Here is a 14,417-nt window from a genome sequence, read left to right as displayed (position 1 = left end):
ACCTGGTTGCCTATTTATATATCTTGCACATTAACCTTACTAACTTTATAATCCAAGACCATGAGGTTATCATATGAGAAGCGATAAGACCAAAAAAGGAATAGAGCGTGCACCCAACCGTTCCCTGCTCAGGGCAACAGGTCTGACAGATTCCGAAATGGAAAGACCCTTCATTGCAGTGGTCAACTCATGGACAGAACTGATACCTGGACATGTTCACCTGGACAAGTTATCAGAAGCAGTGAAAGCCGGCATTCGTAGTGCAGGCGGCGTTCCTTTTGAATTTCACACCATTGGGATATGTGATGGGATAGCAATGGGCCATGAAGGAATGAGATATTCTCTTCCAAGTCGCGAAGCTATTGAAGATTCCATTGAACTCGTGCTCCAGGGACACCAGCTGGATGCAATGGTCATGATAACATCATGTGATAAGATCACACCCGGACATCTTATGGCTGCTGGTAGACTTGATATTCCTACCATCGTCGTGACCGGCGGTCCTATGATGCCTGGATTCGTTGATGACGAATACAGAGACCTTATATCGGTCTTTGAGGGAGTTGGCGCATGCCGCTCTGAAAAGATGGCAGATGATAAGCTCCAGCAACTTGAAGAGTGTGCATGTTCCGGGGCTGGTTCATGTGCAGGCATGTATACCGCCAACACCATGGCATGCATGACAGAAGCCCTTGGGTTAAGCCTTCCCGGCTGCGCCACAGCACATGCAGTAGATGCAAAGAAGACACGTCTGGCCAAAATCTCAGGTGAGCGTATCGTGGGCATGGTTAAGGAAGGGCTCACCGCCCGAAAGATAGTTACCATGGAAGCCTTTGAGAATGCCATCGTGGTGGATATGGCAATTGGGGGAAGTACAAACACCACACTGCACCTGCCTGCCATTGCTCATGCTTTCGGAATGCAGTTAACATTAGACACTTTTGATAAGCTTAGCCGCACTACCCCTCACATTACATCCCTGAAGCCCGGAGGCATAAACTATATGCTGGACTTTGACAGAGCAGGGGGAATACAGGCTATTATGCAGAATCTTAGCACAAAACTGCACCTTGATCAGATGACAGTTACAGGGAAAACTATTGGCGAGAACCTGGAAAGTTTTGTGGTCCTTAACCCCAAGATGAATGCTCAGGTCATTAAGACACTTGACTCACCCTTCCATGAAGAGGGCGGGATCGCAGTACTCAAGGGGAGTCTTGCACCAGATGGTTCTGTAATCAAACAGGCTGCAGTCAGTCCAAAGATGCTTAAGCACAGCGGCCCTGCAAAAGTCTTTGACAGTGAAGAAGCAGCCATGTCTGCGATCATGTCTGGAAAAATAATTGCTGGCGATGTGGTTGTTATCCGCTATGAGGGACCAAAAGGTGGGCCTGGAATGAGAGAAATGCTCTCACCAACATCAGCTATCGCAGGAATGGGATTAATAGAATCAGTAGCTCTTATCACTGATGGCAGATTCTCTGGCGGCACCCGTGGCCCATGTATAGGCCATGTATCTCCTGAAGCCCAGGAAGGTGGCCCCATTGCTCTGGTGCAGGATGGGGATATCATTGAGATAGATATCCCGGCGCGCAAACTCAACCTGAAAGTCTCTGATGAAGAGCTGGCAAAAAGAAAAGAGACGTTCAAACCCCCGGAGAAGAAGATAACTGGCTATCTTGCAAGATATAGGAAATATGTCAGTTCTGCAAGCAAAGGTGCTATCTTCGAATGAGTGCAGAAAAAACCTGCACAATAGTATTTTTTCATATAATGTTAATCACAAAGATCTGTTAAGAACTTTTGGAGGTAAACAATGGAAATCACAGGTATCTGCAACATATGCGGCATGGCCGGAAAAATGTACACTTGTTCCTTATGTGGAAAAAATGTATGTGTACGGTGCTTTAACCATGATAGAAAGACATGCTTTCAATGCGCTGGCTCTGGGCACTCACTTTCTGACACAACTCATTGAATAAAGTGCATCTGATCCGGATGCATCAAGATCTCATCAGATATTCCAGCCCATCTTCTACTTCTGCAAGCAATGAGTGATCCGAAATCATAAGATCTATCTCTGCATCGATCTCTTCTGCACTGAACTTTCTTGACACAAGGCCTTTGATGATAGACCTTTTGATCCTTGCACCATGAGGCAGGTACATAAGGATGTTCCCTTGTAGCCGGTCATTTACAGATATATGAACTGTGTTAAAGTTGAAACCATCATTATTCTGGACAGGCTTTTGGGCGGCACCCGATCCAAAGAGAGGTACGGGCTGCATTTGTATCCCTGAGGCTGACGGACCTGCTGCAGCAAATGGAAGTATGTGTATATCATTTTCCGAAGGACGAATAGACATAGCATGAGACATGGTAGGAGGCATCTCAGAGGGAGATGCATTTGAATGCCCTGCACCATCCGAGAGCTCAGGCATAATAAAGGAAGGAGTAGAAGGACTGCCTACTTGAGCTGAGAGAGGCTCTTGAGGTTGATCAGCCACGCCGGAAGTTATCATAATGGAATTCACAGGTGTTTCATTTGTTTCTGTTGCAGGACAAACGGATTCTTCGTGTAACCCAACATTCACAACACTACTGAATGGTATATTGTGCATTTCATCACTATGGACAGGCAGGACTTTGTCACTATCGTGTGTATACAGGTTGACCTGAACATCTGAGATATTAGCGGAAACAGAGCCCTGATCCTTACCTACAGCTTCATTAAGCTCATTGGCTATTGTGTTATTATCCGCAGTGGTGGTTTGAATAATAGGTGTTTCAAATCCGTGTTCTAAGGAGGGCAGAGAAGAAATTTGATAACTGGCAACCTGATCCGACTCAAACTTATCTTTTGGGAGGAAGCGAGTTGTCTTTACATCAGCAATTTGGTTTTCAATTGAGGCCAATCTGGAAGAAAGTAATTGTATGTCATTATGCAAATCCTCTATGTCGACTTCCAGGCCCTCGTAAGTAATGTCTGAATAAAAAGAAGAAGTTAGCCCTTTACGTAGCTCACCCTCAATGAGTTTTCTTATAAATAAACTCTTATTTTCTACCTGGTTCAGCTTATCAAAAAGAGCATCAGACATGCTGATAGTTAATCTTTTCATCACACCGCCTCTGATATGTTTTTAATATTATATATGTGTACTTAATATTAGTAGATATATATTTTGGGTTTAAAAAGCGAAAGAGAAGGATCCAGAGATCCGAAACTATCCAGACAAGAATTAAAATAGTTATTAAAAAGTACCTGGACCTTTTCACATCTGCGATTTGCACCGCAAACATACCCTGCCTTTTGTCGTGGATATGAAAGCATGTTTTGCAGCTATGTTACCACACCTGGGACAAAGCTCCGCTGTTTTGAATATATGTTCCACGGCCTGCAGATCAGCCTCATAGATATGAGTGTCCCAGCCAGTGGCCATCAATGACTCTATCCTGTAAGGCATGTCATTTTCCCTGAAAACTTTCTTGAAACCTTCCACAATAGCTGGCAGATTAGCAGGGAAACCACCGAAAGCATCCCATGAACGATACAGGATATATAACCTGACATCAGTTTCATTCAGCAATTCCAGCTTGTAAGCTATCCAGCAGGGCTGGTCCTCGAACTTGGGGATGTGAACTTCGTTTTCCCACAGTACACCAACATGTCTTCTTGAGCCGACCCGGAGGTTCTTCACATTCTCTGAAAGAGTATTATAAGCTGTTTCACCATAACGGAAAAGTTGTTTTGCATAGCAGTAATCGAACTTCCTGCGATCGTCGTCGGGAAGTGATACATACCAATCGGCATATTCCTCGGTAAGCTCCTCCTTATATTTCTTAATGAGATTTTCCCCAAAGGGAACAAAGGAGTTTACTTGATCAGTATTAACATCATTAATGACAACTGTAGCATGCAGTCTGCGAGTTCCCGTACTGTAATCCGGTTTGTGATCTTCCCCATTATTGTAGATCTCATAGATCAGCTTCGACCATGCGGAAGAGATTGTATCGGCTTTTATTAACACTGCTTTCATTGTTTCATCCTCTGACTTTTTTCATATTGGAAAGCGCACCAGCGACCATGATGGCTTTGGCGTAATGCCCACCTACCCTCGAAGTATCAACAAAAACGTACTCATCCATCAGTACCGGGGCTCCCATGCCATCGCCACATCCAAGAAAGACAAGTGTGCGGAATATAAGATTGCCCGAGATACCATCCGGAGCAAGTATGAAATTAGCCTCTTTGATGGCGTCTTCGATAAGTATAGTATAATGCTTTGCTTTAATACCCATTTCATTCAGGCGGTTGACTATGAATTCCCCGTCTGCAAGAGTTTGGTCGACCCTTGCGTTACGTCCAAGATCGCCCATTCTGCCTCCTGAAAGAACTCCTAGTACAGGTTCTATGCCAAACCGCCGGATGTGCTCTGACCCCAACCTTGCGAACTCCATCTTGTCAGCAAGGTCCTCACCTTCATCTATACCTACCGGAGCAATAAAAAAAGGAGTACCATCTGCTGTTGTAAGCAAAGCCACACGATGGAGTTTTTCCATCCCGAGGGTCTTTTTAAGATAGGAGAGTGTTTCAGAAGCCCGGGCTGTACCCCTTACAGCAGCATCCACATGACCGGATGCCAAAAGGTCCACCATCACTTTTTCCGGTTCAGCGGTTCCCACTACCTCAAGAGAAGTACCTAAAGACAAAATCTCCTGCTGATCACCAACCAATATAACTTGTGCAAACCCCTTATCATTTGCTTCCTCTGCACTTGAGATGATCTTCTTGGTAGGATCTCTGATGCCTATGGCTACTTTTGCACGGTTCTGAATAGCTTTTTTCCGAATAATATCCACAAGGTCAGGCGTGTTCAGGAACGACATGTCATGTACCTACAATTATTAATATCAAGCAAAACCAACAAAGGGATGAAAACATTAATTAGTTTCCCTCTATTGGATATGATGTAATGACCACACCAAAAGAATGGGCTGAGAAATACAGGCCAAAGAGCCTTGCTGACGTGCTGGGAAATCCGACTGCTATCAGACAACTGAGATCATGGGCTGAGCAGTGGCTGGACGGAACACCTGAACAAAAGGCAGTGTTACTCCACGGCCCGGCAGGTGTTGGTAAGACATCGACTGCCCATGCTCTGGCACAGGATATGGAATGGGAAGTAATAGAACTCAATGCCAGTGATCAGCGCACAGCTGATGTGATAGAAAGGATCGCAGGTTCAGCTTCCAGAATGAGTACACTGGGAGGTATGTCTTCCAAAAGACTTATAGTGCTGGATGAAGCCGATAACATGCACGGAACAAGCGACCGTGGTGGTCCAAAGGCCATAGGAAACATAATCCTTGCCACAGGTCAGCCTATAGTGCTGATAGCTAACGATGCCTATGGCATTCCCTCTTCCGTCAGATCAAATCTTCTGGAGATCAAATTCAATGCACTTCAGACACGTTCGATGATACCGGCCCTCAAACAGGTAGCTCAGAAAGAAGGGCTGATGTGTGGTGTAGGCATCATAGAGAAGATAGCAGAAAATGCAGATGGAGATATGCGCAGTGCCATCAATGACCTACAGGCAGTTGCCGTGGGCAGGAATGAGATAAACATAGAAGACATTGCCACTGCGGAAAGGGATAACAAAGAATCCATATTCAAGGTAATGGAAAGAATATTTAAGGGAACCGATGCGAAAACAGCACTCGAGACAACATACGGTCTTGATGAAAGCCCTGAAGACCTTATCCACTGGATAGATGAGAACCTGCCTGTCCAATATGCTGGCAAGGAAGAAGGAAAGGTCACAGACTCTATAAAGAACGGATATGAGTATATCTCGCGTGCGGATCTGTTCCTTGGAAGGGTGCAAAAAAGACAGAATTACCTGATGTGGCGTTATGCAAGCGTACTTATGACCTGTGGAACGGTCGTATCAAAATCTCAACCTAAACGTGGTTTTGTGAAGTTCAGTCCACCTTCATTGTGGCGCCGCATGGGACAGCTGAAGGCCAGAAAAAACATGCGCAACAATATTGCAATAAAGATAGCTGGTCACTGTCATGAATCAATGCGTTACTCAAGTACTGAAATCGCTGGTATATACAGTATATTGCTTGAAGACCCTGAGTATGCTCCGGCAGTTGTAGCTGAACTGGGACTGGATCTGGATGAACTGGCCTTCATGACAGGTGCATCGAAAGTTACTAAAAAGCTGCAAAAAGTATACGATGATGCTCAGGAACTAAGGAAGGATAAGAGACAAGATGAAGTGCCTTTTTTCAGGATGCCGGAAAAACCAATTTTGAACGATGATAAGAAACAAACAAATCTGTCTAATATATTAACAAATAAAATAGAGCCTCCTGAAGAAAATAAACAGAATACTGAACTTGTTAAGAAAAAAGAAAATATAGATAATATTATCAAAAAAACTCAGAAGACATTGTTTGATTTTTAATTTTTTTAAAGCACCACAATCTTTTTTAATACTACACGGATTTATCCTGTGATTATTTTATAGTTGAAAACCATTTGTTTGAAACTTATGGTATTGATTGCACGATCTCTTGAATGTGATTTTAGTATTCATAAGTTACAAACCATGAGTGTTTAACTATAAATTCTTCATTAGATCATAAAGTGGAGTATGAGCGGGTTGGGAAGTGTGGGGGTTATTGTAAGAAAGAAGAGGAACCCGCTCAAATACAGATAGTTATTAATTGTATATATATTTTCTTATTAAAATCATAATGATGAGGTGTTTCAAAATGCACATAGAATTAAAATGATGTGTGGCGATCATTACTGAACTCGCTGTTATTTGTGGTTTTGTTAATGCTGCTTATTAATGATTATTTCTACAGAAGCAGATGAGAATAAGACCAAAAGCAGTAAAAGTGGAGAATGAGCGGGTTGGGGAGTGGGGGTTGTTATAAAAAGATTGTTACCCGCTCATTTAGGTACAATTGGTGTTAAATATATATAAAACTTACTATATAAATATTTTAATGATTTTAAAAGCTTTTTTTAAGAGATCGGGACATAGAAGAATAGGATAAATGAAAGAAGCATATAATAATAAATAGATTGCATTCGTCTAAAATGTGGTGAAATAATGGTAATTGGAGTCACGATGGTAAATGTGCTTCCCGGTAAAGAGAGGGCAGCTTACACGGAATTACAGAAAATAGAGGGGATCAAGGACATATATCATGTTTTTGGAGAATATGACTTTGTCGTGATCATGAATGTCGGAGACCTCAGCAGATTGAACAACATTGTCGATGACATAAGAGAGAACGAATTTGTAACAGCTACACAGACCATAGTTGGCGCCGAACTCAAATGAATAAGGCGCATTATATATATAATGTGTTTTTTATATAAGGTATAGCTTTAGCTGACATGCTTTACTAAGGATGATAGTACATGGAAATTCCAATTGCAGAAGAACTTGCAAAAAATCAGAAATCGATAAGCGTAGCTGAGTTTTTTGAAAAGAACAGGCAGATCCTTGGATTCGACTCAGCTCCCCGTAGCCTTATTACCACTATAAAGGAAGCCGTGGATAACTCTTTGGACGCCTGCGAGGAAGCTGAGATCCTGCCGGATATCCTGGTACAGATAGAAAGATCGGATAAAGACAGCCTGGTGATCATGGTTGAGGACAATGGGCCTGGCATAGTTAAAGCACAAATACCAAATGTATTTGCAAAACTGCTCTATGGGTCACGTTTCCATGCTCTGAAACAAAGCAGAGGACAACAGGGTATAGGCATATCCGCATCTGTTCTATACTCTCAGCTGACCTCCGGTCATCCAACCAGGATCATTTCAAAGATTGGACAGGGAAAATCTGCACATTACTATGAACTGATGATCAACACCAGTACCAATGAACCAGAGATACTGAAAGAGGAAATAATTGACTGGGACCGCCATCACGGAACTCGTATAGAGCTGGAAATGGAAGCTTCTTATGTGAAAGGTAGACGTCAATCAGTTACCGAATATCTAAGGGCAACAGCCATAGTAAATCCTCACGCGCGCATAAAACTTATAGAACCTGACAAAAACGAGACCCTCTTCGAAAGAGCGACCGATAAGATACCGCTCGCTGCAAAGGAAATACTTCCTCATCCTCATGGAATAGAACTGGGAACACTCATGAAGATGCTCCGGTATACTGAAAGGCAAAAACTTACACCTTTTCTGCGCTATTCCTTTTCAAAGATAGGTCACCTAACGGCAGAAGAGATCTGCAAGGCTTCAGGCCTGGATGGGGAGATGAACCCTCATGAAATGAACAGGGACCAGGCAAGAAAACTCCTGGATGCCTTTGGCAAAGTGAAGATAATGGCTCCTCCCACAGACTGTCTCTCTCCCATAGGAGAGCAACTGATCTACAAAGGTCTGGAAAAAGAGTTCAATGTGGACTTCATTGCAACTACCAGCAGGACACCATCAGTGTATTCAGGAAATCCATTTTTAGTAGAGGTGGGGCTTGCCTACGGAGGGAACCTGCAGAAAGAAGACCGTGTCGATATCATGCGTTTTGCTAACAGAGTGCCTTTACTGTACCAGCAAGGCGGATGTGTGACCACACATGCTATAGAATCTATAAAATGGAAACAATACGGACTCAACCAGCCCGGTGGGGGACTGCCCACAGGTCCTGTTGCCATACTGGTCCATGTTGCATCAACAAACGTACCGTTCACCTCTGAATCAAAGGATGCTATAGCCGATATTCCTGAAATAAAATCAGAGATCGAACTGGCGGTAAAGGAAGTCGGACGTAAGCTAAACATGTACATGAACCGCCAGGAAAACCTGAAAAAACGCAGAGAGAAAGAGATAATTATCACCAAGGTGCTGCCTAAGATGGCAAAAAAGCTTGCGGAAACACTGGATAAAGATGTACCCGATATTAATCCTGTTGTCGCAAGGATCATGGGAAACTTGCTTGTGAATAGAAAGATAAAACGCAACTCCGATGACAGTGCAAGAGTTTCTATACTTTTGCGAAACTTTTCAAGTAAAACTGTGGACTGTATTGTGCATGAGATGGTTCCCTTCAAAATAAGAGAAACTATCCCGGAACCTAAGACTATATCCATGGGCAATGATTTTGATTATGTATGGAAGATGTCACTTCCCACTGGTTCTTCAAAGGCGATAAGTTATATTGTGGACACATTATCTGATGCAGAAGCTTCAAAATTCCCTGAAGTGATCGTGGAAGGTCTTGATGAAGAACGTGTAACAGGGGCAAAAGCCATTAAGGGATTGGTTTGAATGGCAAAGGAAATATCACAACAGAAAAAGGAACATGATGAGCTTGCGAGAAATCGTCTTTACGGTCTGACAGATGCAATATATAAGCAGTTCCTGGATGGTGAAGTGCCATCTGTGAGCCTGCCGACCAGAACCAAGAAAAATATAGAGTACAACGATGAATCAGAGGTTTGGGTTTATGGTGACCGCGAAAGCGAACGCAGCGCAAAGACTGTAAAGGGAGCTTTCCAGTTGCTAAAATCTGTACATACTGTTGATTTTCTGATCAAGAACCATCTCTCTCAGAACCGTGGGTCCACATTAAGAGAATTATATTACATCTCTGAAAATTGGGATATTGCCAAGTTCAGGGAGCAGCCTGAAAGTGACCGGCTCATAGAAGACCTGGAGATCATTACCGGATTACAGAGGGAATATTTCCACATGCGGCCCGAAGAGGATGGGGCTACCATGTTCGGGCCCATCAGGATTCGGGAAGATACTAAAAGAGGAGACAGAACGATCCATTGTCAGGAAGATATCGGAGAAAGTGGGTATCAGATACCTTTCAATGTGGAGAACATAGAGTTCCTTGACCATGATGCGGATTTCATAATAGCCATCGAAACCGGTGGTATGTACGCCAGACTCATAGAGAATGGTTTCGATGAGAAATACAATGCGATACTTGTACATCTTAAAGGCCAGCCTGCGAGGTCCACCCGACGCATCATCAAACGCATGAACGAAGAATTGTCTCTGCCTGTGGTAGTGTTTACTGATGGTGATCCGTGGTCATACCGCATTTTCGCATCGGTAGCATATGGAGCTATTAAAAGCGCACATCTTTCCGAACACATGGCAACACCAGGAGCTATGTTCATAGGAGTTCAACCCTCAGACATTGTGGAATACGAACTATCCACCGATAAACTTACGGAAAAAGATGTAGGTGCCCTTAGAAGCGAACTCAGCGACCCGCGTTTTGCTACAGACTACTGGAAAGAACAGATCAATCTGCAGCTTGAGATCAATAAAAAGGCCGAACAGCAGGCATTTGCCGGCAAGGGCCTGGATTTCGTCACCGACAGATATCTGCCGGACAGGCTTACAGACCTCAAAGTTATTTGAACATACTATGCAGTTACAAGGAACATGCTGCAATGAACGATACAAGCGGTAGTTTACTCTGGTTTAACACAATCGACGATCCACTCTGTATATTTTTCATCTCCATCCACCGGCCACCATATAAGTGCAGGGAGTTCGTAACTATGCATATAGATTATAGCCTTTTTCACACTTTCCAGCATTTCAGAAGTTGTTTTGATGGAGAGTTCGATCTCTCCCTCTTCTTCAATATTGCCTTTCCATTTATAGACAGAAGTTACAGGATGCATGCTGACACATGCAGCAAACCCTTTTTCAACGAGAGCATTAGCGATACTTTTAGCTTCATCCATGTTCGCTGTGGTAGTATGTACAACAATTATCATCTTATATCACATCTTCAGGTATTAGTTTAATCCAAGAGAATAGATCAATTCAGAGATCCCTGTGCCTTCCTTTGCATTCATATCAAGTATAGAAGCCTTTGAATTTATATCTTTGAACATATTCTTTAATCGCGAAGTGCGCTCGCTATCTGCCATATCCACTTTGTTCGGACAGATAATATCGGTCTCTTCGACCTGTATCCGCGCATATCTTAACAACATTGCAGCTTCCAATGGAAAATATTTAGCATCGACTATGGTGATCATAGGAGCCATTTGCAAGTTTTTCAGTGGCATTCGCTGCAGATCGGCCTTTATCCTGACAGGCAGTACGGCTTCTTCTGTCTCGATGAACACCAGGTCAGGCCTGAACTCTTCTTGCAAAGCCTGTATGTTGTTGATGATGTCCGTTTCAAGGGAACATAGAATACACACATTTTCAATGTATTTCTTCTTAATTCCCATTTCATGCAGAGTACCTTCTTCATAATCCACATCGCCGGTTTCCTGTACAATCACACCAATCCTTTGCCCGACATCGCTGAACCTCTTTGACAGCTTAAGGGTAGTTGTCGTCTTGCCGCTTCCCATAAGTCACCCCATGATGACCACTTTCACATTTGAACCCCATATATAGAAGATACGTGTCCTATCTGTCCTCTGGTTATTAATTTCTTGCTGTGAACTTAATGTCGGTTTACCCTGGGGGATTATTTTTAGAACTATGATGAACATACTATTCCATGGATGACACTGGCTTCTGAAAATCCCCGGAAAGATGGAAAGGAGCTTTTTCCTTTGTATACTGTTACATTCATAGGGACCCTGGGATTTGGGATCATCCTAACTTTTCTTGTATTTCTGGTTACAGATTATGGGGGAAATGCACTAATCTATGGCCTGCTAGGCTCCACCTACCCCGCATTTCAACTGATAGGAGCTCCCATCTTGGGAAGGTGGTCTGATCTTTACGGAAGAAGGAGAATACTGCTTTTAAGCCAGATCGGCACCCTCATTGCATGGGTTATTTTTTTAATTGCCCTATTCCTCCCAGTGATCACTTTTAAAAAAGTGGAATCTGATATTCTCGGAGCCTTCACTATCACACTTCCTTTACTTGCACTTTTCTTTGCCAGGGCACTTGATGGTATTACAGGGGGAAACGTATCAGTTGCGAACGCATATCTTGCAGACCTGACAAGCGAAGAGGAGAGAAACAAGAACTATGGCAGGATGTCGGTGGCCTCTAACCTTGGATACGTTTGCGGACCTGCTCTTGCAGGGGTTCTGGGAGCAACTGTCTACGGAGAACTGATCCCTGTTTCTGCAGCCCTGTTGATCTCAGTTGCTGGCACTTTAATAATCATCTTGTTCCTTCCTGAATCACATAACTGCACCATTGATGAGTATCCGAAGACTAAAAGCATCAGCAAGCTACTAGGACAGGAACACATGGAATGTAATCAGGCGGAAAACGGGAAAAAAATAACATTGAGTGAAGTTTTCAAGTTAGAATATATTCCATTTATGATGGTACTTTATTTTCTCATCTTTCTGGGCTTCAATATATATTATACGGCCTTTCCCATCTTCGCTGTTACTGATCTGGAGTGGAGCCCAGCCGAACTAGGCATTTATTTTTCTGTGCTCAGTGCTATGATGGCATTCGTTCAGGGGCCACTCCTTGGAAAACTTACCAACCGCTATGCTGAGTCAGTGCTGATAGTAGCCGGGGGTTTCATCCTGGGACTGCAGTTCATCCTGATAGTTCCCGGAAATATATTCCTTTTATATCTGGCAGCTGTCTTTTTCGCACTCGGTAACGGGATAATGTGGCCCTGTGTCCTGTCCATACTCTCCAAGCTGGCAGGAAAAACCTACCAAGGCTCTGTGCAGGGATTTGCTATGAGCGCCAGTAGCCTGGCAAGCATACTCGGACTCCTTGCAGGAGGAGTGTTGTACACCCAGCTGAAAGCAATGTCATTTCTGGTTGCAGCTGCTATTATCTACATCGCTGTTTTCCTTTCTCTCAGGCTCATGAAAATTGAAAAAAGCAGAGAGAAACAAAAGTTCAGCTGAAGAGCCGCTCTGTATAGCATTAGAACTGTAGGCATTTGTAACATATATTTACATTATCCTCCTTTGCCTGTCAATTCAGGCCTTATGAAATATGTGATATCTGCAGTATGAGAATTTGCCCTGCAAAAGGCAGCAAAACATTGCTTAACAGGAGAACAATGAATTAGCTTTAAATTATAACCCGGGTATATACTTGTCAAATGTCTTATACATTTGAGATCGTTATCATAATTGTTTTGATCGTAGTCAATGGCATCTTTGCTATGTCTGAATTTGCCCTTGTTTCAGCTAAAAGGACCCGCCTTAAGCAAATGGCAGAAGAAGGAGATGCAGGGGCAGTAGCTGCACTTGAACTCTCTGGCAGATTAACGTCATTCCTTTCTACTATTCAGATAGGGATAACTCTTGTGGGCATCCTTGCCGGTGCTTTCGGCGGAGCCACTGTAGCAAAAGGCCTTGCGGCCTACCTCGGGAATTTTCCAGCCATTGCCCCATACAGCAATGCAATGAGCATCACTTTTGTGGTACTGGTAATAACCTACCTCACTTTGATCTTTGGAGAGCTTGTCCCAAAACAGATCGCACTCAACAAAGCAGAAGTTATTGTCTCTAAAGTTGCAAGAACCATGCTTTTCCTTTCAACCGTTGCAAAGCCGTTGGTCATTGTTCTTAGCATGTCCACCGAAGCCGTGCTCCGGATAATGAGGATCGAGAAGATCATTGGATCACCTGTAACAGAGGAAGAGATCAAGATCATGCTTGAAGAGGGGACAGAAGCAGGAGTATTTGAGGAAGCAGAGTTGAGCATGATAGAAGGAGTGCTTCAGATAGGTGATCTCAGAGTAGAATCACTGATGATCCATCGTAGTGATATTATTGCTCTGGACTTGAATGATACTGTCAGTGAGAACCTACAGAAGATGATCACCAGTGGACGTTCCTATTTTCCTGCTTACGAAAGGGATCTGGATAATATTGTAGGCATGGTATCCGTAAAGCACATACTTGCCAAAATAGTGGAATCCGGTGAAGTTGATATAAGAACTAATATAACTAACCCTCTGTTTGTACCCGAAGCCATCTCTGTTCTGAAACTCCTTGAATTGTTCAAGGAGCTTGGAGTGCATATTGCCCTGATCACCGATGAGTACGGAAGTATCCAGGGGATCATTACCCTGCATGACATCCTCGAAGCGATTATGGGCGATGTCCGAACTATCGGAGAACCATTGGAGACACCTGTCGTAGTAAGAGAAGATGGATCGTGGCTCATCGATGGAGACACATCCATTGAAAAAATAAAGGATATATTATCTGTGGATTTCTTTCCTGAGGAGGAAGAAGGATATTACAGAACCATTGCCGGCTTGATCATGTACGTTTTGCAGAGAATACCAAAGACTGGAGACTACATAGAGTTAAAAGAGCTGCGTTACGAAGTAGTGGACATGGATGGGAACAGAATAGACAAAGTGCTGGTAGAGAAGTTACCAAAACCAGAGGTGCCATGAGTCAAAGACCCGATACTATCCATTTTTAGGATAGAT

Annotated in this window: 14 protein-coding genes; 8 read left to right on the top strand and 6 right to left on the bottom strand. The window is 43.3% G+C overall.

What is annotated here, in order from left to right:
- The first annotated feature begins 73 nt into the window (after positions 1-73).
- The gene (gene ilvD / locus METHO_RS03235) at positions 74-1,735 is read left to right on the top strand and encodes a dihydroxy-acid dehydratase (RefSeq protein WP_015324088.1); all 1,662 of its coding nucleotides are present in this window, start codon (positions 74-76) and stop codon (positions 1,733-1,735) included.
- Positions 1,698-1,982, top strand: a complete 285-nt coding sequence (locus tag METHO_RS13540; protein WP_015324087.1) for a hypothetical protein — start codon at positions 1,698-1,700, stop codon at positions 1,980-1,982. The genes ilvD and METHO_RS13540 overlap by 38 nt, the downstream gene beginning before the upstream one ends.
- Positions 1,983-2,003: 21 nt before the next feature.
- Here METHO_RS13540 and METHO_RS03225 read toward each other — a convergent pair whose 3' ends face one another.
- The 3 genes from METHO_RS03225 to mtxX form a co-directional block, all read right to left on the bottom strand.
- Positions 2,004-3,119 carry a hypothetical protein gene (locus METHO_RS03225; protein WP_015324086.1) on the bottom strand — a complete coding sequence of 372 codons (1,116 nt, stop codon included), beginning with the start codon at positions 3,117-3,119 and terminating at the stop codon, positions 2,004-2,006.
- 153 nt (positions 3,120-3,272) lie between these two features.
- A complete protein-coding gene (locus METHO_RS03220) occupies positions 3,273-4,037 on the bottom strand; it encodes a thymidylate synthase (protein ID WP_015324085.1) in 765 nt (254 codons plus the stop codon).
- A gap of 4 nt (positions 4,038-4,041) precedes the next feature.
- Complete coding sequence (mtxX, locus tag METHO_RS03215) at positions 4,042-4,887, bottom strand: methanogenesis marker protein Mmp4/MtxX (protein WP_015324084.1); 846 nt, start codon at positions 4,885-4,887, stop codon at positions 4,042-4,044.
- An 86-nt stretch (positions 4,888-4,973) separates the two neighbouring features.
- On the opposite strand from mtxX, the gene METHO_RS03210 reads away from it, so the two are divergent.
- From METHO_RS03210 to METHO_RS03195, 4 genes are all read left to right on the top strand, one after another.
- Positions 4,974-6,476: a replication factor C large subunit gene (locus tag METHO_RS03210; protein WP_015324083.1), complete on the top strand. Its 1,503-nt coding sequence runs from the start codon at positions 4,974-4,976 to the stop codon at positions 6,474-6,476.
- Between the two features lie 657 nt (positions 6,477-7,133).
- Positions 7,134-7,367, top strand: coding sequence for an Lrp/AsnC ligand binding domain-containing protein (locus tag METHO_RS03205; protein WP_015324082.1), 234 nt, complete (start codon positions 7,134-7,136; stop codon positions 7,365-7,367).
- Between the two features lie 80 nt (positions 7,368-7,447).
- On the top strand, positions 7,448-9,316 hold the full coding sequence (locus METHO_RS03200; RefSeq protein WP_015324081.1) for a DNA topoisomerase VI subunit B: 1,869 nt from the start codon (positions 7,448-7,450) through the stop codon (positions 9,314-9,316).
- Positions 9,317-10,426: a DNA topoisomerase IV subunit A gene (locus METHO_RS03195; protein WP_015324080.1), complete on the top strand. Its 1,110-nt coding sequence runs from the start codon at positions 9,317-9,319 to the stop codon at positions 10,424-10,426.
- Between the two features lie 53 nt (positions 10,427-10,479).
- Here METHO_RS03195 and cutA read toward each other — a convergent pair whose 3' ends face one another.
- The 3 genes from cutA to METHO_RS13535 are packed head-to-tail and all read right to left on the bottom strand — an operon-like array spanning position 10,480 to position 11,526.
- Complete coding sequence (gene cutA / locus METHO_RS03190; protein WP_015324079.1) at positions 10,480-10,791, bottom strand: divalent-cation tolerance protein CutA; 312 nt, start codon at positions 10,789-10,791, stop codon at positions 10,480-10,482.
- A 21-nt stretch (positions 10,792-10,812) separates the two neighbouring features.
- Positions 10,813-11,382, bottom strand: coding sequence for a GTP-binding protein (locus METHO_RS03185; RefSeq protein WP_015324078.1), 570 nt, complete (start codon positions 11,380-11,382; stop codon positions 10,813-10,815).
- Positions 11,383-11,385: 3 nt separating this feature from the next.
- Positions 11,386-11,526, bottom strand: a complete 141-nt coding sequence (locus tag METHO_RS13535; protein ID WP_156811017.1) for a hypothetical protein — start codon at positions 11,524-11,526, stop codon at positions 11,386-11,388.
- Between the two features lie 12 nt (positions 11,527-11,538).
- On the opposite strand from METHO_RS13535, the gene METHO_RS03180 reads away from it, so the two are divergent.
- Both METHO_RS03180 and METHO_RS03175 read left to right on the top strand, forming a co-directional pair.
- Positions 11,539-12,870 carry an MFS transporter gene (locus METHO_RS03180; protein ID WP_015324077.1) on the top strand — a complete coding sequence of 444 codons (1,332 nt, stop codon included), beginning with the start codon at positions 11,539-11,541 and terminating at the stop codon, positions 12,868-12,870.
- A 200-nt stretch (positions 12,871-13,070) separates the two neighbouring features.
- A complete protein-coding gene (locus METHO_RS03175) occupies positions 13,071-14,381 on the top strand; it encodes a hemolysin family protein (protein ID WP_015324076.1) in 1,311 nt (436 codons plus the stop codon).
- Positions 14,382-14,417: the final 36 nt, after the last annotated feature.

Origin of the sequence: Methanomethylovorans hollandica DSM 15978 (genome assembly GCF_000328665.1) — an archaeon.
In the GTDB taxonomy this organism is placed as follows: Archaea; Halobacteriota; Methanosarcinia; order Methanosarcinales; family Methanosarcinaceae; genus Methanomethylovorans; species Methanomethylovorans hollandica.
This window is presented reverse-complemented; position numbering and strand designations above follow the sequence as displayed.

Coding starts and splice junctions, on each gene's coding strand:
- ilvD (WP_015324088.1), top strand. CDS start 74: ATGAGAAGCGATAAGACCAAAAAAGGAATAGAGCGTGCACCCAACCGT.
- METHO_RS13540 (WP_015324087.1), top strand. CDS start 1,698: ATGTCAGTTCTGCAAGCAAAGGTGCTATCTTCGAATGAGTGCAGAAAA.
- METHO_RS03225 (WP_015324086.1), bottom strand. CDS start 3,119: ATGAAAAGATTAACTATCAGCATGTCTGATGCTCTTTTTGATAAGCTG.
- METHO_RS03220 (WP_015324085.1), bottom strand. CDS start 4,037: ATGAAAGCAGTGTTAATAAAAGCCGATACAATCTCTTCCGCATGGTCG.
- mtxX (WP_015324084.1), bottom strand. CDS start 4,887: ATGTCGTTCCTGAACACGCCTGACCTTGTGGATATTATTCGGAAAAAA.
- METHO_RS03210 (WP_015324083.1), top strand. CDS start 4,974: ATGACCACACCAAAAGAATGGGCTGAGAAATACAGGCCAAAGAGCCTT.
- METHO_RS03205 (WP_015324082.1), top strand. CDS start 7,134: ATGGTAATTGGAGTCACGATGGTAAATGTGCTTCCCGGTAAAGAGAGG.
- METHO_RS03200 (WP_015324081.1), top strand. CDS start 7,448: ATGGAAATTCCAATTGCAGAAGAACTTGCAAAAAATCAGAAATCGATA.
- METHO_RS03195 (WP_015324080.1), top strand. CDS start 9,317: ATGGCAAAGGAAATATCACAACAGAAAAAGGAACATGATGAGCTTGCG.
- cutA (WP_015324079.1), bottom strand. CDS start 10,791: ATGATAATTGTTGTACATACTACCACAGCGAACATGGATGAAGCTAAA.
- METHO_RS03185 (WP_015324078.1), bottom strand. CDS start 11,382: ATGGGAAGCGGCAAGACGACAACTACCCTTAAGCTGTCAAAGAGGTTC.
- METHO_RS13535 (WP_156811017.1), bottom strand. CDS start 11,526: ATGTTCATCATAGTTCTAAAAATAATCCCCCAGGGTAAACCGACATTA.
- METHO_RS03180 (WP_015324077.1), top strand. CDS start 11,539: ATGACACTGGCTTCTGAAAATCCCCGGAAAGATGGAAAGGAGCTTTTT.
- METHO_RS03175 (WP_015324076.1), top strand. CDS start 13,071: ATGTCTTATACATTTGAGATCGTTATCATAATTGTTTTGATCGTAGTC.